Genomic DNA, 19,262 nt, shown 5'->3' on the forward strand with positions numbered 1-19,262 from the left:
GGTGTGGAGATCTGACCAAGAGACAGCCCGAAAAGGCGGGGAGTGTATGATCAAAAGGCCAGCGACCATATGGTGTATTTTTCACATAATAAATCTGTCGATCAACGCTACTTCAAGACAAAACACTTGAGGATAAAGGCATAGTTAAACGCTTCTTCATCAATCCACTCATAACGCTTGCTGGCACCGGCATGGCCTGCGTGCATATTCATGTTCAGTAGCAGCAGGTTATCGTCGGTTTTTAACGCCCTTAAGCGTGCTACCATTTTGGCCGGTTCCCAGTAAGTAACCTGCTCATCGGATATCCCGGAGTTAAACAACATCGGAGGGTAATCCCTGGCCTGCACATTGTCATAAGGCGAGTACTGCATAATGTAATCAAAGTCGTCGGCACTGGTGACCGGGTTGCCCCACTCTTCCCATTCCGGTGGTGTCAATGGCAGGGATGCATCACTGATGGTGTTAATAACATCAACAAAAGGCACATCGGCCACCACACAACCAAACAGATCCGGACGCAGGTTGGTCACTGCGCCCATTAACAGCCCACCGGCACTGCCACCATTAATGGCAATCTGCCCTTTATCGGTATAACCCTGTTTGACCAGGTACTCCGTGGCATCAATAAAGTCATTGAAGGTATTCATCTTATGACGCATTTTGCCATTGAGATACCACTGATAGCCCTTTTCATCACCGCCACGAATATGAGCCGTTGCATAAACAAAACCACGATCCACCAGGCTGAAGAGCTTTGATGAAAAACCAGCGGTCATGCCATAACCATAGGAACCATAACCGTAAACCAGGGCGCGATGGGAGCCATCCTTTACCAGACCTTTGTTATGAATAATGGTTATCGGAATACGTTCACCGTCCCGGGCGGTGGCATACTCCCGCTTAACTTCATATTTTTCCGGTTCAAAGTTGGGCGTTTCCCGGGTATAGACCGCTCTGGTTTGAACGGTCTTCAAATTCAGCTCAAGAACGGTACTGGGCATAACCGGTGAGGAGTAATCCAGACGAACCATTGTAGCGTTATGATCCCAGTCACCGGAAAAATCCAGTTCATAGGCTTCATCAGGCATGGATACCCTCTGCCGGGTACCGGACACCATATCCTGTACCACCAGCTCATCCAGCGCTTTTTCGTTATTTTTCTGCTCAATAATCAGGTAATGATTGTAGAAATGAATATCGGTAAGGCTAATGGTGTCACTTTCGGCCTGGATCAGCTCCCAATGTTTCTGCTCCCACTGGTTTACCGATGTTTTATACAGCTGGAAGTTATTGGCACCATTAAGATTGGTGAGAATATAGAAGTCATCTTTATAGTGATCGAGGTTAAACACCACATCATCAGTGCCATGGGCAAACAGACGGAAATCTATCGCGGCGCGGGAAGAAACATAAACCACCTGACTGGAGCCGCTGTTGAGATACACCATAACGTATTCACGGTCTGTGGTTTCCGCCAGCGAAAGAAACATCCCGTCAAATTCATCAGGTTTGGAGAACACCAGCGCTTTCTTTTCCGGTCCCTGATGGATATTGATTTTATAGACATGCTTACCACGTGCCTGCTCATCACGCTCAACCACCAGAAGGTGCTCATCATCTATCCAGAGTATGGAGCCGGTACTGTTATGGAAGGTCCAGTCACTGTCCTGCCCGGTCACCAGATTCCGAACCCGAATGCTTCGCTCCATGGAGCCGGTGAGATTATAACCATAAGCAAGAAAGGTATTTGCCCGGTTGGTGATGGACGGGCCAAACATGTAGAGGTCCTTGCCATCCGCCTCTTTGTTAACGTCCATATAAACCACTTCAGGCAGATCCATCGAGCCATGACGACGACAGAGAATGGGATAGTTCTTCCCCTTCTCTTCCCGGTAATAATAGAGAAAATCGCCCTTTTTAACGGGCCAGGACTGATAGTCTTCTTTTATCCGGGACAGAATTTCCTGATAAAGCTGCTCCTGAACGACCTTGCTGTCTTTCATTTGGGCATCTTTATAATCACTTTCAGCGTTAAGATAGGCCAGCACCTCCGGGTTTTTAAAATCCAGATCGCCTGCCACAATCTTTTGCCAGTGCTCATCCCGCAACCAATGGTATTCATCGATACGGGTCTGGTTGTGCTGAATAATGGAGTGTGGAATTTTTTGAGCGACCGGTGCTTTCAAAGGGATTTCCTCAGTCAGTAAACATAATAAAATATGATTGGATAATATAAATTAAAACCATGACAGCACTTTCTCATGATCAACACATAATAAAACAAAGCGATCATAGTTGATGACTTCAAACGGCGCAGACACCGCCACCCCGCGAGCCCTCGCATCAATATCCAGCACATAAACAGAGCAGCCATCCGGTAAAGCATCCAACCGGCTTGCCGGTGACAGCAGTTCATAAACAGCGTCTTCAATCAACAACACAGAATCGCCGCTGACAACAGCACGAACACAGAGTGCCATTGCCTGACCCGGCTTATTAACGGTATGCAGCGTACTCATCAGAAAATAAACACCCTGGAATGCTGTTGGATAAACAGAGGCAGCTCACCCTCGGCAAGCACTGTCACCCCTTCCTGAAGCGCATCAGAACGGATACCCCGTTCCTCCAGTGACAGCTGATCCACATAAATGGTCTCTATGCCATATAGCGGCAGTACCTGAAGCATGGCGGCAAGATTCTTACGGGGAATGTCACCGGCCTCCTGCCCTTGCAATAACTGATAGACCCCATCGCCCATCAGTAAAAGACTGGTCTCAATATCATAAGAAGCGGATACCAGTGCCGTATCAAGTGCCTCACGGGCCGACTGCCCACTGTAAGGAGCCCGGCTGGAAATAACACACACAGAATGACTCATCTCAGGCTCCAAAAGTGATCAAGCGATCGGCCATCAGTGCGCCATCAAGCAACTGCCCCAGGCCGGAAAGCTCATAGCCCTTGCGGAGATTATGACCCGGCAGTTCATAACGGTCAGATTCTGCCTGATCCACAATACCCCGCCTTAATGCCGCAGCAATACAAACCACAGCATCCAGATTGTGCGCCTGGATAAACTGCTGCCACTCTTCAGGGAGGTTGGACTCATCCTGAGGTGGCTGGGCAATGGCGGTCGCCGTGTTCACCCCATCCTGATAAAAAAATAACCGGACAATCTCGTGCCCCTGGTCCACCACAGCCCGGGCAAAGTGCAAGGCACTTTGTGGTGCCTGACTGTTGGCCGGAGCACCATACACGGCCAGTGCAAACTTCATAACAATAACCTTGCGTTAACAGAAAAAAATAGCCAAGCCAAACAAAAAAAGCCCCACCAAATGGCGGGGCCCGTTAAAAGCAAAATCACACATCAGTCGTCACTACTGGCACCCAGCAGGTGGAGCAGCGCAGTGAACAGGTTATAAATATCCAGGTAAAGGGAAACAGTGGCACGGATATAGTTAGTCTCACCACCGTGGATAATACGGCTGGTGTCAAACAGAATAAAACCGGACATCAGCAGCACAATCAGGGCAGACAGTGCCATGCTGGCAGCAGGGATATTAAAGAAGATCAGGGCAATACTGGCGACCACAGCAACAATCAGGCCAACCATCAGGAAACCACCCATAAAGGAAAAATCTTTGCGAGTGGTCAAAACATAGCCAGAGAGCGCAAAGAACACCACGGCTGTTCCACCCAGGGCCTGCATGATCAGGGATGGACCATTGGCCATACCCAGGTAATGGTTAAGCATTGGCCCCAGGGCGGCACCCAGCACACCGGTAAAGGCAAAAACAGCGACAATACCCTTGGCAGAATCAGCGGTCTTGTTAACCACGAACAGCAGGCCAAAACCGACCAGAGAGAGAACCAGTGCCGTCATCTGGCTGATCTGCAGAGCCATGGCAACGCCGGCGGTGACAGCACTGAATAGCAGAGTCATACCCAGCAGCATATAGGTATTGCGCAGAACCTTGTTGATTTCAACGCCTGCACCCAGGCTGGTAGAAGCAGCGGTCATTACGGGTTTGCGATCCATCTTTGTCATTCCTCTATATAGATGTAATACCAGTCATTATATCAGACCAATTTACTGGGGCTATAGTTTTAACAATTCCTGACATTTTGCCTATCTGAATACTATCTACTACTTTTCACATTTCCTGAGCTGGGAGCATAGAAAAAGATTACCGTTTATCAAGGCGTTGACAGAATCCTGATTTCAGGTACTATTCGTCTCGTCGCGGAGGGATGGCTGAGCGGTTGAAAGCACCGGTCTTGAAAACCGGCGAGGGTTAATAGCCCTCCCAGGGTTCGAATCCCTGTCCCTCCGCCATATCTATATACTTTTCTTCATACTTCGTGACAGAAAAATCATCCTTGGAGGGATGGCTGAGCGGTTGAAAGCACTGGTCTTGAAAACCAGCGAAGGTTAATAGCCTTCCCAGGGTTCGAATCCCTGTCCCTCCGCCACTTCTTAACTCCCCGGCTTAATCAGTCATAATCTTCTGAACTGTAAGACCTCTTCACCACTCATCACTGTTCACCACCCTATCTCGGTATATGTCTTACCCCCCTATACCACTGCAACTCCCTTTACGGTAACCTAACGACCATTTACTACTAATGGGCCGACAGAAGCACCAGGAACAACACCCCCGCTTTCCCGCCCCGCCACCGGTTACCCTTTTATGTCGCAAAAACTCACCCTCGAAACCCTCGAATCCTGGCTCTGGGAGTCCGCCAATATCATGCTCGGCTCCATCGACAGCTCCGACTTCAAGAACTACATCTTCGGCCTGATCTTCCTCAAGCGGTTGAACGACGTGTTTGAGGAACGGGTTGCCGCCATTATGGCCGATGAAGACTGCACCCGTGCAGAGGCCATGGAGATTGAAGAGGAAGACGGTGACTACTTTGTGCCGCTGAATGCCCGCTGGGATTACATTATTGAGCGCACCGAGCACATCGGCGAGGTGATCGACGAAGCCTTTGGTGATATTGAAGCCCGCAACAGCTACCTGGAAGGTGTGCTCACCGCCATTCAGTTCGGCGATAAAGCCAAACTGGGCGATGACCTGCTGGCCCGTCTGCTGCGCCATTTTAACCGCTACAACCTGGGCAACCAGCATCTGTACAAGGCCGATATGCTCGGCGATGCCTACGAATACCTGAGTTTGCCGACGACGCGGGTAAAAAAGGCGGCGAGTTCTATACCCCGAAGCCGGTGGTGCAGCTGCTGGTGCGCCTGCTGGACCCGCAGCCCGGCCACACCGTGTACGACCCCACCTTTGGCAGTGGCGGCATGTTGGTGGAGAGCGCCCACCATGTGGCGGAACTACCCGGTGGCCAGATCATGGGGCGGCCGAATGTGGCGCTGTATGGTCAGGAGCGCAACCTGGGCACGTGGGCCATCGGCAAGCTGAACCTCTACCTGCACAATATGAACGCCGACCTTCGCCGGGGTAATACCCTGGTGGAGCCGCTGCACCTCGAACAGGACAGTGTGCGTGTATTCGACCGGGTGATTGCCAACCCGCCGTTTTCCGCCAAACAGTGGTGGACGCCGCTGGAAGTCAACCTGAAAACCAAAGTGGGCAAAGATGGCAAAGAGAAGGAAGTAGCCCCCAACTACAAGAAAGAGGTCTACGACCGCTACGGACGCTTCGGTTACGGCATCCCGCCCCGTGGCTATGCCGACCTGGCCTTTGTCCAGCATATGCTGGCCAGCCTGAAAGACGATGGTCGTATGGCGGTAGTACTGCCCCACGGCGTACTGTTCCGTGGCGGCGAAGAGGGCAAGATTCGCCAGGGTCTGCTGAAAGGCACCAGCGAGCAGCCCGGCGACCGTATTGAGGCGGTGATCGGACTGCCGGAGGCGCTGTTCTATAACACCGGCATTCCCGCCTGCGTGTTGGTTATCAATAAGCAGAAGCCCGCCAACCTTAAGGACAAGGTGATCTTTATTGATGCCAGTGGTGAGTTTGCCGAGGGCAAGAACCAGAACAGTTTGCGGGCGCAGGATATTGACCATATTCATGAGGCGCACAGTGCTGCTTTTCATAATGGCGTGGAAGAGGATAAATACTGTCGTCTGGTGCCCATGAGTGAGATTGCCGGTAACGATTACAACCTGAATATTGCGCGGTATATCGACACCTCGGAGGCTGAAGCGCAGGTAGATATTGGTGCGGTGCTTGGTCAGTTGGCAGTTATCAGTGGGCAGTTGGCAGAGGTGGATGCGGAATTGGATGGGTATTTGTCTGAATTGGGATTGCCGGTGGCTTCACCTGATATGGAGGTGGTGTGATGTCAGTTGCCACTATCGAACCTTGTATGGCAAGCCCAGTAAGAAAAGTACCAGTTGAATGGGAATGCACAACAATTGGCCAACTATGTAATGTCAAACGAGGAGCTTCCCCGCGCCCAATCAGCAACCCAAAGTGGTTCGGTGGAAGTACTGGTTGGGTACGAATTTCTGATGTCACTCAATCAAATAAATATCTGAGGACAACAGTTGATTTTTTATCCGAAGAAGGTGTGAGTAAGAGCGTCCGAGTAAATATTGGGGAGGTCATTCTCACTATCTGTGCAACGATAGGAGTACCCATTATTGTGGATACAGATGTCTGTATCCATGATGGTTTTGTATGGTTTGAAAGCTTACCAGACAGAGTAAACCGTGAATATTGGTACTATTTTTTAGCATCCAAAACCGATGAATTCAAAACATATAAACAGACTGGAACTCAAGGTAACCTTAATACTGCAATCGTGGGTAGCGTCGAGTTTGGACTTCCCCCACTGCCTGAACAGAAAAAAATCGCCCGTATCCTGTCGTCCGTCGATAGCAAGCTGGCCCTGATCGACCAGCAGATCACCACCACCCAAACCCTGAAAAAGGGGTTGATGCAGAAGCTGTTTACCCAGGGTGTCGGCACTCAGGATGCTGATGGCCGGTGGCAGCCGCATACCGAGTTTCAGGATACGGAGTTGGGGCGGGTACCGCTGGGGTGGCAATGTATTCCTTTTGAAAAAGCGGCCTATTTACAAAGAGGGTTTGATTTACCATCACAAAATCGAGAGGTCGGTAATATACCAATCATCTCATCCAGTGGCATCGCCGGCTACCATAATGAGTTTCAGGTTGAAGGGCCGGGAGTGGTTACCGGCCGATACGGCACCATTGGTGAGGTTTTCTATGTTGAAGAAAACCATTGGCCACTAAACACATCTCTATGGGTCAAAGAATTTTTTGGAAATCATCGACTGTTCATTTATTACTTGCTACAAACTATCGACTTCAAAAAATTCAGTGAAAAGACAGGTGTACCGGGTGTAAATCGTAATGATATCCACAAGCTATCCGTGTCTGTTCCTCCCGTGACTGAGCAAAAAGAAATCGCCCGTATCCTCTCAACCGTTGACCGCAAGTTGGAAAACCTGCAAGGCCAAAAAACCCAAACCCAGCAGCTAAAAAAAGGCCTGATGCAAAAGCTCCTGACTGGCCAAATCCGTGTACAGCCCGACCCGCAGGACAACTAACCATGGATAACCCGGAACTGGAAGGCGTGGAAAAACCCGCCATTGCCTGGCTGGTCAAACTCGGTTACACCCATCTCAGCGGTACCGAGGTGGGCCGCCAGCAGGCACACCGTCATCTGGCACCCATTCTGGAAGATGTGCTGGCTGAACAGTTACTGCACCTCAACCCATGGCTGGCGGCGCTGCAAAAAGAGAGCGGCAACAGCCCCACCGCCACCGTCCTGCGGGAGCTGCGCAAGTTCTGGCAGGAGAACCTGCTGGAAGCGAACCAGAACGCCTGGGAATCGGTGATCCACGGCAGCAATATCCAGCTCAAGGATGCCCGTGGCCGCGCCCACAGCGTGCGCTTTATCGACCAGAACACCCCCACCGCCAACCGCTTCCATGTGGTGGATCAGTATATTGGCAGCAACAGCGAGGGTGACGAGTTCCGGCCGGACCTGCTGCTGTTTATCAACGGCCTGCCCCTGGCCATGATCGAGTGCAAGGCCAGCCATATCAAACTGAGCAAGGGCATTAACCAGCTGCTTGCCTACCAGAACAGCCACCCGCGCCACTTTGTCTTTAACCAGGTCTGTGCGGCCATTAACCGCAATCAGGCCCGTTACGGTGCCATCTACACGCCGGAAGCCTTCTACTTTCGCTACCGGCTGGACGATGCCGAAGAAGCCATCGTACGACAACGGCTTAGCACGGAACCCAGCGAACAGGATCGCCTGCTGTGGGCGCTGTTTGAGCCGACCCGCTTTGTGGAGCTGGTCTGCCAGTTTGTGCTGTTTGAAGTGGAAGACGGTCGCACCGTTAAAAAGCTGCCCCGTTACCAGCAGTGGCGGGCGGTGCGCAAGACGCTGGCAAGGCTCACCAGGGCTGACCGCAACGGTGTGGTTGGCAGTGTTGGCCGCGGCGGCGTGGTCTGGCACACCCAGGGTAGTGGTAAATCCCTGACCATGGCCTATCTGGCCCGCTACCTGCGGGCCGAAAGTGTGGGCCTGAATAACCCCAGCATTCTGGTGTTGACCGACCGCACCGACCTGGACCGGCAGATTTTCAACACCTTCACCAATATCGGCCTGCACCCACTCAAGGCACCGTCGGTGGCGGGGTTACAGCAGATGCTGGGCAACGACTACGGCAGCATTTTCACCAGCACCGTGCAGAAGTTTCAGGAGCGCGACGGCAAACCCATCAAAGCCGCCCGGCACGACCCGGAAGAAGACAGCGCCGACCACCAAACCCGCATCCGCCGGGTAGAAGACGGTGGCGACTATTTTATCTGCGAAGACAGCAACGCCAACTTTGCCAAACTGGACGACACCGGCACACCGCTGCCCCCGCTCTGGCAGGAGATCAGCCGGGAAAAGGTCGATTTTCTGGTGCTCTCCACCAAGCCCAACTTTTATGTTCTGGTGGATGAGGCGCACCGCAGTCAGTACGGCTTTCTGGCGGCATTTATGCGGGCCAGCCTGCCCAATGCCAGATTTATCGCCTTCACCGGCACCCCCATTGCCAAAACCGACAAGGACACCCTGCGGGAGTTTGGTGCCGGGGACTATATCGACACCTACCGCCTGGACGAAGCCGTGGCCGATGGTGCCACCCTGCCCATCAAATACCAGGAGGGCATGACCGAGCTAACCACCGATAACCAACTCGATAGCGCCTTTGCCGACACCTTCGGCCAGGAAGACGAAGGTCGGCAGGCAAAACTCAAACAGGCGCTGCTAAAGAAACGACGCACGGCAAGTGATCGTATCGAGGCCAATACCCGGCATTTGATCGGTCATTTTCTGTCGTCGGTGAAAGCCCGGGGGTTCAAGGGGTTGCTGGTCTGCAACGGTCGGGAGATGGCGGTGCGCTACAAAGACACCCTTGACCGGATCATGGCCCAGCGGGCCGCCAATGGCGAAGAGACCTTCGAGAGCCGGGTGGTGATCTCCCTGGGCAATATCACCGACAGCCGCACCGGTGCCGATCAGGTGCAGGAAGCTGTCGGTAAGTACCAACTGGATAAACAGCTGCAAACCATTGAGGAGCGCATCCGGGCAGAATGCAGTGCCGGGATAGAGCCTGTGGCGGTCCCCAGCGATAAGATTCCGGCGCTGGTCAACACTCTGTTTAAGAAACCCTACGGCGATGAAAGCCAGAATGACGACAATGCCCCCGATGGCCAGGGCATCCGGTTTTGTAATATTGGCCTGCTGATCGTCTCTGATATGCTGCTGACCGGCTGGGATGCCCCCATTGTCAGCACCCTGTACCTGGACAAACCCCTCAAAGAGCACACCCTGCTGCAAGCCATCGCCAGGGTAAACCGCACCCGCAAAGGCAAGAATGCCGGGTACATTGTCGACTATTACGGCGTCGTCGAGTACCTGGACGAAGCCCTGAAAATCTACAGCGGCGACGTGCAACCAGAGCAAATCTGGACCGATATCAACAGCGAGCTGCCCAAGCTGGAAGCGGCACTGCAAAAGGTGCTGAACCTGTTGCCGAAAAAGCACGACCCGATCCACCAGCCGGAACCCTTCAAGCGTGACGCTGAGCAATACCTTGACCCAGACGTACGACTGGATGTGGTGGATGACTTCCTCGCAGCCTTCAAGGCGTTTAATGCCCGACTCGACACCGTGCTCCCCGATGAACGGGGTGCCCGCTACAAACCGTTCTTTCAGGTGCTGGCCGCGATCAAGGATGCCGTGCGCCAGAGTCTGCCCGATGACGCCTATCAGGGTCCAATGAGCCAGCGGGAGTCGGCCCTGCTGCAACAACTGCTGGACGATTACATCGCCGCTGATGAGGTACGCAGCCTGATCGGGCGGGAGGTCTCCATTCTGGATGTCGGTGATATGGAACGCCTGCGCAAGCTCAAGGCCGCAGGCAGTCAGGCGCTGGTGATGAAAAACCAGCTCAAGCACACCATCGCCGTGGGCATGCGAAAGAACCCCGGCTTCTTCGGAAAATTGCAGGAGGCACTGGAGCAACTGTTGACGGACGAAAAGGCCAACCGCATTGAGCAGGCGGAGTTTTTGCTGCAACTGGAACTGTTCTGCCAGCAGGTGCGGGAGAAAGCAGCGGGCGGTGAACAGGCCGGGTTCAATACCCCGGGCGAGGTGGCGGTATTTGATTACCTGCGCAGCCAACTGAACGATGATAGTGAAACCGCCGCCGTGTGGACGCAGGCACTGTTTGCCGATCAGGAGATCAGCCAGACCATCGCCAGCCCGGTATGGCAGGAGAAATCGGAGATTCACAAACCGCTGCAAACCTGTATTCGCAAACAGCTGCGCACCCTGGCCGGTTGGGATATGACTGTGGCTCGTCAGCACGCCACCGAACTGCTACATATATTGCTGAACAACTGACAGGACGCTCGCTACCATGCCGTTGTTTGCTTACGGGACAACCACTGTTTGCTTACGGGACAACCACCATCGAGTGGATTTTTCAGGCCGAACCGGGGCTGAAGCGGCACTACATCACCGTCGAGCGCGGTCGGCCGGTGTTGTTGCGGGGCAAAGCCATTCCCGAGGCCGAGCAGCGACAGTTAATCCGCCAACGGGCCCGCTGGATTCGGGAACGATTGAAGGAAGTGAACCAGCCTTGCAAGGAGATGTACGTCACCGGCAGCCGGATTCTCTACCGGGGCAAAACCTGGTACTGCCAGGTGCAACCCGCTCAGGAACTGAACAAGCCGTTGATCCGCTTTGCTAACAGCCGTTTCTTTATCCAGTCGCCCCAGGGGGACAGCATTTCCCGAAAAGCCCTGAACCCGGCGCTTGAAGCGTTTTACCGCAGTAAAGCCAAGGAGAAACTGCTGCCCCGCGTTCGCCACTGGCAACGGGCAACCGGTTTGCAGGCAGTCTCGGCCCGGCTGTTCAAGTTCAAAGGCCGGTGGGCCAGTTGTTCCGATGACAATATCCTTGAGTTTCACCCCCGCTGTATGGAGCTGGCCCCGTCGGTACTGGACTATGTGATCGTCCACGAGCTGTGCCATACGGTGGAGAAGAGCCACAATCCGGCATTCTGGCATCTGGTGGAGAAACATTACCCAGACTGGCAACGGTGCCATGGGGAGATTGAACGGTTGGGGGTTGAGGTGTAATGATGGATGGCACTATCAAAGGAGTAAGGGATGACCATACCTGACCCGGTTCGGCTTTACCGATTGGTTCATATTGACTGTCTGGCTACGCTGCTGCAGCGACAGGCCCTCCATGCACCCAACTTTGCCCCGGAAGACGGGCTGACATACAAAACCATCCATGATGCTGCCATCCAGGAACGCCGCCATCACAAGATAGTGCCCTGTGGTCCGGGTGGAGTGGTTCATGACTACCTGCCCTTCTATCTTGGGCCGCTGTCTCCCATGCTTTATAAGCTGAGTAAAAGCGGTGTCGGGGATTACCGTGAAGGACAGGCACCACTGATCTACCTGGTCTGCTGGGCTCATGAAATTGCTGATGCCGGTGCCCGCTTTGTTTTTACTGATGGCCACGGCATTGCCGCCTTTACCCAGTGGTATGATGACCTGACCCAGTTGAATCAGCTAGACTGGCCTTTGATATTGAACCGTGAGTGGACCGATACACTGGAAGACAACGACCGTAAACGACGGAAGCAGGCTGAGTTTCTTATCCATCGATCCTTACCCTGGTCGATGGTCAAGGGCATCGCAGTGATTAATGATGAGATGGCTGGCAGGGTCAGGGAAATGCTTAACCGGTTCCCCGATACCTATTCTCCCCCTGTTCGGGTCGTGCCACAGTGGTATTACCAGAGTTAACAATATGATCAAGCTTACCAAAGGAAATTTGCTGAAGTCTGATGCTGAGGCACTGGTTAATACGGTGAACTGTGTTGGTTATATGGGCAAAGGTATCGCCCTTCAGTTCAAAAAAGCCTTTCCGGAAAACTTTGCGGCCTACCAGAAAGCCTGCAGGCAAAACCAGGTGGTCCCCGGGCAGATGTTTGTATTTGAGTATGATGACATGCTCAACCATAAGACCATTATCAACTTTCCAACCAAAAGACACTGGCGGCACAATTCCCGGATGGAAGATGTGGTATCCGGCCTGGCGGCACTGGTTGAAGAAGTACAGTCCCGGGGCATTCGCAGCATCGCCATCCCGCCCCTTGGTTGTGGACTGGGAGGCCTGCAATGGTCGGAGATAAAGCCCAGAATTGAAGCAGCCTTTGCCGCCCTGCCCGATGTGGAGGTGCAACTGTATGAACCGGCAGAGGCTCCGGCAGCAGGAGACCAGCCCATCAGCACCCGCAGGCCAGCGATGACCCGCGCCCAGGCATTACTGATTCTGCTGATGCAGCGTTACCATCGGTTTGATTACCGGCTTACCCTGCTGGAAATTCATAAGCTGGCCTATCTTCTGCAACAGCAGGGTGAAGACCTGAAGCTGAAGTATGAAGCCTTTCACTATGGTCCCTATGCCACCAACCTGCGCTTTCTGCTGCAGAAAATGGAAGGTCACTTTATTTCCGGTATAGGCGACGATGAGAACCAGGAACGGGAAATAGAGTTACTGTCTGGGGCCGTCGATGAAGCTGAAGCTTATATTGGCACTGATCCTGATGCCCTTTCACGGCTGGAAGAAGTCTCCAGGCTGATTGATGGTTATGAAACGCCCTATGGCATGGAACTCCTGACCTCCGTCCACTGGATTAACCGGCGTGAAGGTATTGTGGACTCGCAGGATGTTATGGCACGCATCCAGAACTGGTCAAAACGTAAGGGGCAGATGTTTAAGCCTGCTCATATTGAGGTGGTGTTGACACATCTGGGGCACTAAGGCTATTCGGGGGCTGGTTTTTAACGGGCTAAAATTCTGGCCCGTTAAATTTTATAGGCATACAGATATATCATTTGACTGGAAGCGCTGCCCGAAGATCGTAAAGGCCAATACAGTTTCTGACATACTAATCAATACCGGATTTGTTTTGTATGGAGTAACTCTGGCCCGGCTGATGTTGAAATCACGGATTACCATTAGCAGGATATGATGACAAGAATTCCAACTAACCGAACTCCCACTCACCCTGGCGAAATGCTGCGGGAAGAGTTCCTGCTACCAATGAACATAACCCAGCAAGAGCTGGCTATGGCGATTCATGTCCCTTATCAGCGGGTCAATGAGCTGGTCAATGGCAAACGGAGACTCACTCCCAGCACCGCCCTTCGGCTTGCCCGCTTTTTTTGCATGTCCGCAGGCTTCTGGCTGAACCTGCAACAGCGATGGGACCTGTTCAAGGTGCAGCAGGCAGAGCAGGATGACATCGAGCGTATAGAGCCCGTCCAACAAAGAATCTGACCTAAACTTATCGTTATGCGCTGGTTAACAAGTTGTACAGCGTCTGCCTGCTAATACCATACTCCTGCGCCAGGCTTTTCTTCTGATCACCAATAGCTACACGCCTTTTCAGCTCATCAACCTGTTCAGAAGACAGCTTCGGTTTTGCCCCGATCTGCTTCCCCTGCTTTCTGGCAGCCGCAATGCCTTCCCGCTGCCGTTCCCGAATCATGCTCCGCTCAAACTCGGCAAAAGCCCCCATCATCTGGAACATCAGCTTGTGCATTGGGTTACTGTCACCGGAAAAGATCAGGTTTTCTTTATGGAACTGGACGCTGACACCCTGTTCGGTCAGGCTCTCCACCAATTCCTGAAGGTCCTTAAGGCTGCGGGCAAGGCGATCTATGGAATGCACATGCAAGCGGTCACCTTTACGGAGATGACGCAGGCAGGCTTTTAATTGAGGCCGGTTGGTATCTTTGCCGCTGCAATGATCTTCAAAGCTGGTATCCAGCTCGATGCCATCAAGCTGGCGGGTGGTGTTCTGGTCAAGACTGCTGACCCGGAGGTATCCGACATTCTGGCCTTTCATGAATCTACTTCCATTACTGCTTATTTGAGTAAAGGAAAAACTAGACTCAGATTGACATTATGTCCAATTGGCCAGCAGAGACTTTATTGGACACGGCAGATCAGTGGGTTACGTGGGCAGGAAAACGTGTCCAGCAAGTACTCTTTTTAACGCCTACTCTGAATATCCACCGTAAGACTCCCCCCCATCATTCGTCCACGAACTGTGCCGTACGATGGAAAAAAGCAACAATCCGGCATTCTGCCATTTGTTAAAAAACAGGCGTAAGTATGAACGTCAAATATCGTGATTGTCAGCTTTATCACAGGTATGATTGCACAGCACATACAATGCAGACTAATACAAAAACAGACAACACAAACAATAAGGAAGCAGAATGGGAAAGCCTCTTTTCATGCTCACTGCCATAGCATCACTGGTTGCTTCAACACTGGTAAATGCCGGAGAAAATTACAATTATTCTCATATCACAGTCGGGGCTGGATTTGGGAACTCTGAAATTGATGAACTAACCATTGATGAAACCAGCTGGTTTGTTCGAGGGGCTTACAAACTTGACTCGCTGCCGTTTATCCTTGAAGCGGGTTACGCCTACTCTTCAGTGAATGATGATGAATTAGTCAATGACGCCGACCTTGATGGACATATCTATTTTGTTGGCAGCAAATTCGTTATCTCACCAACTGAGCGTCTTGATATTCTTCCCGGCATCGCTGTTGGCAGAACAGATTCGACAGCAACCCTGGGCTCTGGCGAAGTTAAAACCGAGATCACCTCCTATACCGCGTCACTGGATGTGCGGTTCCATCTTGAGCGGGGCCTTTGGCTAACAACAGGCTATGCATATCAGGATTACAATGAAAAACTACTTGATAAAAGCAATTTCTTTAACATCGGTGCCGAATATGTAGTGAATGATGACTGGGCATTAGGCTTGGACTATCACACTACTTCAGATAATAACCTCACCCGTTTATTTGCCAAGGTATTCTATTAAACAATTAACCGGCCTCTTAACCGGAGGCTGGTATCAAATCAAAATTTCACCAGCCTGGACTTTATCTCGGGCAGTATCTGCATCATTGATTTCCGTATTATTTGCAAAACTGGGCAGACGATGACCTTCCTGTTAAAACCATCCTATAGCATGACATCCGTGCTATCATGTCAATATGATCGTTTCTTTCAAGGCCATTGTGGATCTGTTTAACGGTGTCGCTTCCCGTCATGCTCGTAAAGCCTGCCCTCAGTCACTGTTGCGTATTGTCCGCCGCAAGCTGGACCAGCTTGATTCGCCGGTATCGCTTGATGACCTGAAAGTTCCGCCAGGCAATCGATTGGAGGCACTAACCGGGCATCGCAAAGACCAATACAGCATCCGGCTTAACGATCAATACCGTATTTGTTTTACATGGAGCGACTCTGGTCCGGCTGATGTTGAAATCACGTATTACCATTAGGAGGCAATGATGACGCGTATTCCAACCAACCGGGCACCCACTCATCCTGGCGAAATGTTGCGGAAGGAGTTTCTACTGCCAATGAACATCACCCAGCAAGAGCTTGCTACAGCGATTCATGTCCCTTATCAGCGGGTCAATGAGCTGGTTAATGGCAAACGGGGGCTTACCCCCAGTACAGCCCTGCGCCTTGCCCGTTTTTTTGGCATGTCCGCCGACTTCTGGCTAAACCTCCAGCAACGATGGGATCTGTTCAAGGTGCAACAGGCCGAGCAAGATGACATTGGGCGTATAGAGCCCGTCCAACGGCAGAAACAGGCCTGAAATTTTCGTCTTTATACCAGAGAACCACTAAAGATTACTGTTCGATCGTACGATGAAAGACTATCAAACCTCATGGAATAGAGATAATGAAAATAACAGAAAGAACCGAAGCCGCCAGAGGAGTCTACGCGGAAACTTTACAGTCTCACAAAGGCCCTCTGAAAACCTTGATCGCTCTGGCCAGTGCTGCGAATTGCTTCCTCAACAGTCGGAAAGTGCAAAACTGGCAAGAATCGAATACAGCCACTATTTCTCAGGCTTCCACAGGTCAGGAGCCAGAGGCGCTGGTAAAGACAAAAATCACAGAGCGCACCGCAGCCCCCTTAGATATGCAGGGTGAATTACAAGCGGTATTTGCAAAAAGAGCGTTAACCGGGGAATCGCAAGGCAGTGACAGCGAGTTCGAGACTGAATATGATTCTGCCGGTACAAAAGAAGACAATCAGGAAGCGTCTGTTACGGAACCAGAGAAAATAACGAAACAGTCTGAATCCGCAGACGACAAACTTATACCCGGCGGGGTGGAAAGGCTTAATCACCAGGCTGCGCGTGACAAAATAAAAGTTCGCCCGCAACATCGCAGACCCCCTACCCGCAATCCTGGCCGTCACTGATGGACAAAAGGCAGAGCTTTAAATTATGAGTATTGACAGGAAGTGATCGTCCGCTATCCGCAAGCCCTGATGCAGATAAAACAACAGGATGGGAAAAAATCGAAAAACGGGAAATCCTGAACCCATTAAACTCGACACAAATGTGACAATCGTTCCAAAGAGCACTGCAGGCGGTGAAACAGAAACCAGCCTGAAAGAAAGTATTGTCAATAATGAACTTTTCTAAAATCAGAAAGTCTTAATCTGTAATTCAACAATTACATACTTCAATAAATTGATGAATCTCCATAATAACCTGTCTTTTTTTGATATTGCTTTTGAAGAACTTTATCATAACATTTTAGTTGAACCGCAGTATCAAGACAGTAGACATGAAAAACAATTTACGCATCAAGGTATATCTGTTCAGGTGCTACCCACTTATTCTGTTTTCAATAGTCAGTCAGATATAGACCAGAATGAGGCTCTCGGTTTTAATCCATTGAGTGCATATAATATTGAAACACTAACACCAGATAATTCATCAGACTCATTATTAAACGATATGTTTGAGATGACAAAATATACTTCCAGTGAATGTAGACCCTGGAATTCTGGTAATAAAAACGTTAACGATGAACCATCATCAATACCACACACCAATTCCATTCAACCTTTCTTAACGGGGACCAAGCCTGAGATTGAGAAACCCATGCCAGCGCACCATTCAAATCCGGGTTATCAGTTAACTGATTTTCCAGCCATACTCTCTAATCTGCAAGATTTACCAGCAGATGCTGTAGTTAACCCGCTAAACCTACACCAAACGACAAGTGATAACCAGAGTACCCCAGCAGAAGCAGTGACTGATACTAATGCTTCAATAGTTGACTGCCAAAGTGTGTGCAAAAGGCCTTGCCAAAAGGAGCGTCGCAAAGATCCCAATTACATGAAGCAGCTCAGGAAGCGCAAAAGGGAGTGGGTAAGAGAGCGTCGCAAAGATCCTGCTTATATGGAGCGCCAAAGGGAGCAGGCAAGGGAGCGTCGGAAAGATCCCGCTTATGCAGAGCACCGCAGGAAGCAGGTAAGGGAGTGGGCAAGGGAGCGTCGCAAAGATCCTGTTTATGCAGAGCGCCAAAGGGAGAAGGCAAGGGAGCGGGCAAGGGAGCTTCGGAAAGATCCCGCCTATGCAGAGCGCCAAAGGGTGAAGGCAAGGGAGAAGGCAAGGGAGAAGGCAAGGGAGAAGGCAAGGGAGAAGGCAAGGGAGAAGGCAAGGGAGCGTCGGAAAGATCCCGCTTATGTAGAGCACGAAAGGAAGAAGGCAAGGCAGTGGTCAAGGGAGTATCGAAAAGATCCCGCCAATGTAGAGCGCGAAAGGAAACGCCGCATGGAGTTGGCAAAGGATCGTCGCAACAGAGTGAGCATCCTGATGCACCTGAGGAAGCGGCAAGAGGCGCTTGAAAATAAACTTCAAAAGGACTCTTGATGAAGAGAGGAGCTTTTATAAGAGGGAGTAGTCCGAAGACTTAACTCAATAATTCAATAACTCAATGGACAACTACAACAACTCGCCTACATTTAACCTTGACTTTTACGACCTTTATTTTGGTTCATGGGATTTATTTAATCAAGAAGATCAATTTTGCAAACGTGAACAAGAGCCTGCCTATCAAGGTATGCCTGTTCAGGCTATGGACACACCTCTTTCTGTTTACCATAGCTCTTCAAACATTCAGAGAAATAACGTTAAGCCTCTTAATCTACTGCATGATTATAAAATCGAACCTTCAGTGCTAATCGGGAAAACAGCCTTTCCTGACACTGACAATCCCATGAAAGCGCAATCAATTCCTGATGAATATATACTATGGAATCCTGGTAATGAGCCCACTAATAATCTGCCATCACCAATGTCAGACATCAGCATGACTCAGCCGTTATGGTTACCGGAGAACAAGTTTGAAATCAGTAAACCAACACCAGCGGACCAATCGAATCAGGGAGACCAGTTAACAAATCTTGCCAAAAGCTCTGAGCCAAAAGATGTACAACCAGTTGGTGAAGTTAACCGGCCAAACCTGAAGCGGGCATCAAGGGCAGAAGACATTGCCGAAGGTAACTCTTCAATAGTTGAACGACAGAGGGCGTTTTACAAAGATCACACGTACGCCAGGCAGCATAAGCATCACAAAAAAGAGCGACAAAAACAGCACCTGAACGAACAACAAAGGCAACGTCAAAGGGATCGCAAAAGGGCTCAGCAAAGGGACCGTAAAAGGGAGCTTCGCAAAGATCCAATTTACGCAGAGCTGGAAAGAGAACACAAAAGGCAGCGTATTCAGAATGATCCTGATTTCGCTGAGCGCCAAAGAGTGCACAGAAGGCTGTTTCGTAAAAAATCCCGTTTACGTAGAGCACTGAAGGACTCACCGAAGGGTGTTCGGTAAAT

19 protein-coding genes, 2 tRNA genes and 1 pseudogene are annotated in these 19,262 nt (G+C 51.1%); 16 read left to right on the forward strand and 6 right to left on the reverse strand.

Annotation, left to right across the window (positions count from 1 at the left end):
- Positions 1-107 precede the first annotated feature (107 nt).
- The 5 genes from J7439_RS07825 to J7439_RS07845 form a co-directional block, all read right to left on the reverse strand.
- Positions 108-2,186, reverse strand: a complete 2,079-nt coding sequence (locus J7439_RS07825) for a S9 family peptidase (RefSeq protein ID WP_209201274.1) — start codon at positions 2,184-2,186, stop codon at positions 108-110.
- A 51-nt stretch (positions 2,187-2,237) separates the two neighbouring features.
- Complete coding sequence (gene tusB, locus J7439_RS07830; RefSeq protein WP_209201275.1) at positions 2,238-2,519, reverse strand: sulfurtransferase complex subunit TusB; 282 nt, start codon at positions 2,517-2,519, stop codon at positions 2,238-2,240.
- Positions 2,519-2,878 (reverse strand): sulfurtransferase complex subunit TusC, encoded by a 360-nt coding sequence (tusC, locus tag J7439_RS07835; protein ID WP_209201276.1) that lies wholly within the window; start codon positions 2,876-2,878, stop codon positions 2,519-2,521. The genes tusB and tusC overlap by 1 nt, the downstream gene beginning before the upstream one ends.
- Position 2,879: 1 nt before the next feature.
- Positions 2,880-3,272, reverse strand: coding sequence for a sulfurtransferase complex subunit TusD (tusD, locus tag J7439_RS07840; RefSeq protein WP_209201277.1), 393 nt, complete (start codon positions 3,270-3,272; stop codon positions 2,880-2,882).
- A gap of 92 nt (positions 3,273-3,364) precedes the next feature.
- Positions 3,365-4,036, reverse strand: coding sequence for a Bax inhibitor-1/YccA family protein (locus tag J7439_RS07845; RefSeq protein WP_209201278.1), 672 nt, complete (start codon positions 4,034-4,036; stop codon positions 3,365-3,367).
- Positions 4,037-4,242: 206 nt separating this feature from the next.
- Here J7439_RS07845 and J7439_RS07850 point away from each other — a divergent pair.
- The 10 genes and pseudogenes from J7439_RS07850 to J7439_RS07890 all read left to right on the forward strand — a co-directional run bounded on the left by J7439_RS07850 (position 4,243) and on the right by J7439_RS07890 (position 13,865).
- Positions 4,243-4,333 (forward strand) — tRNA-Ser (locus J7439_RS07850).
- A 46-nt stretch (positions 4,334-4,379) separates the two neighbouring features.
- A tRNA-Ser gene (locus J7439_RS07855) sits at positions 4,380-4,470 on the forward strand.
- Positions 4,471-4,748: 278 nt separating this feature from the next.
- Positions 4,749-5,042: pseudogene (locus J7439_RS26385) on the forward strand (type I restriction-modification system subunit M N-terminal domain-containing protein); the annotation flags it as partial.
- A 185-nt stretch (positions 5,043-5,227) separates the two neighbouring features.
- Positions 5,228-6,307: an N-6 DNA methylase gene (locus J7439_RS07860; RefSeq protein ID WP_353623019.1), complete on the forward strand. Its 1,080-nt coding sequence runs from the start codon at positions 5,228-5,230 to the stop codon at positions 6,305-6,307.
- Positions 6,307-7,542, forward strand: a complete 1,236-nt coding sequence (locus J7439_RS07865; protein WP_209201279.1) for a restriction endonuclease subunit S — start codon at positions 6,307-6,309, stop codon at positions 7,540-7,542. The genes J7439_RS07860 and J7439_RS07865 overlap by 1 nt, the downstream gene beginning before the upstream one ends.
- A gap of 2 nt (positions 7,543-7,544) precedes the next feature.
- Positions 7,545-10,904, forward strand: a complete 3,360-nt coding sequence (locus tag J7439_RS07870; RefSeq protein ID WP_209201280.1) for a type I restriction endonuclease subunit R — start codon at positions 7,545-7,547, stop codon at positions 10,902-10,904.
- A gap of 26 nt (positions 10,905-10,930) precedes the next feature.
- Entirely contained in the window at positions 10,931-11,644 is a 714-nt protein-coding gene (locus J7439_RS07875; protein WP_209201281.1) for a M48 family metallopeptidase, read from the forward strand.
- A gap of 30 nt (positions 11,645-11,674) precedes the next feature.
- A complete protein-coding gene (darT, locus tag J7439_RS07880; RefSeq protein WP_209201282.1) occupies positions 11,675-12,325 on the forward strand; it encodes a type II toxin-antitoxin system toxin DNA ADP-ribosyl transferase DarT in 651 nt (216 codons plus the stop codon).
- Between the two features lie 4 nt (positions 12,326-12,329).
- A complete protein-coding gene (darG, locus tag J7439_RS07885; RefSeq protein ID WP_209201283.1) occupies positions 12,330-13,346 on the forward strand; it encodes a type II toxin-antitoxin system antitoxin DNA ADP-ribosyl glycohydrolase DarG in 1,017 nt (338 codons plus the stop codon).
- 210 nt (positions 13,347-13,556) lie between these two features.
- The gene (locus J7439_RS07890) at positions 13,557-13,865 is read left to right on the forward strand and encodes a HigA family addiction module antitoxin (protein ID WP_353623021.1); all 309 of its coding nucleotides are present in this window, start codon (positions 13,557-13,559) and stop codon (positions 13,863-13,865) included.
- Between the two features lie 13 nt (positions 13,866-13,878).
- Here J7439_RS07890 and J7439_RS07895 read toward each other — a convergent pair whose 3' ends face one another.
- Entirely contained in the window at positions 13,879-14,436 is a 558-nt protein-coding gene (locus J7439_RS07895; RefSeq protein WP_209201285.1) for a recombinase family protein, read from the reverse strand.
- Between the two features lie 376 nt (positions 14,437-14,812).
- Here J7439_RS07895 and J7439_RS07900 point away from each other — a divergent pair, with 376 nt between their 5' ends.
- The 6 genes from J7439_RS07900 (at position 14,813) to J7439_RS07925 (ending at position 19,260) form a co-directional block, all read left to right on the forward strand.
- The gene (locus J7439_RS07900) at positions 14,813-15,433 is read left to right on the forward strand and encodes an outer membrane beta-barrel protein (RefSeq protein WP_209201286.1); all 621 of its coding nucleotides are present in this window, start codon (positions 14,813-14,815) and stop codon (positions 15,431-15,433) included.
- A gap of 175 nt (positions 15,434-15,608) precedes the next feature.
- Complete coding sequence (locus J7439_RS07905; RefSeq protein WP_209201287.1) at positions 15,609-15,896, forward strand: type II toxin-antitoxin system RelE/ParE family toxin; 288 nt, start codon at positions 15,609-15,611, stop codon at positions 15,894-15,896.
- Positions 15,897-15,905: 9 nt separating this feature from the next.
- Positions 15,906-16,220 (forward strand): HigA family addiction module antitoxin, encoded by a 315-nt coding sequence (locus J7439_RS07910; protein WP_209201299.1) that lies wholly within the window; start codon positions 15,906-15,908, stop codon positions 16,218-16,220.
- An 86-nt stretch (positions 16,221-16,306) separates the two neighbouring features.
- Positions 16,307-16,834: a hypothetical protein gene (locus J7439_RS07915; RefSeq protein WP_209201288.1), complete on the forward strand. Its 528-nt coding sequence runs from the start codon at positions 16,307-16,309 to the stop codon at positions 16,832-16,834.
- Between the two features lie 841 nt (positions 16,835-17,675).
- The gene (locus J7439_RS07920) at positions 17,676-18,299 is read left to right on the forward strand and encodes a hypothetical protein (RefSeq protein WP_209201289.1); all 624 of its coding nucleotides are present in this window, start codon (positions 17,676-17,678) and stop codon (positions 18,297-18,299) included.
- A 346-nt stretch (positions 18,300-18,645) separates the two neighbouring features.
- On the forward strand, positions 18,646-19,260 hold the full coding sequence (locus J7439_RS07925) for a hypothetical protein (protein ID WP_209201290.1): 615 nt from the start codon (positions 18,646-18,648) through the stop codon (positions 19,258-19,260).
- The last annotated feature ends 2 nt before the right edge of the window (positions 19,261-19,262 follow it).

It is taken from the genome of Salinisphaera sp. G21_0 (assembly GCF_017744115.1).
Lineage (GTDB): Bacteria > Pseudomonadota > Gammaproteobacteria > Pseudomonadales > Endozoicomonadaceae > Endozoicomonas.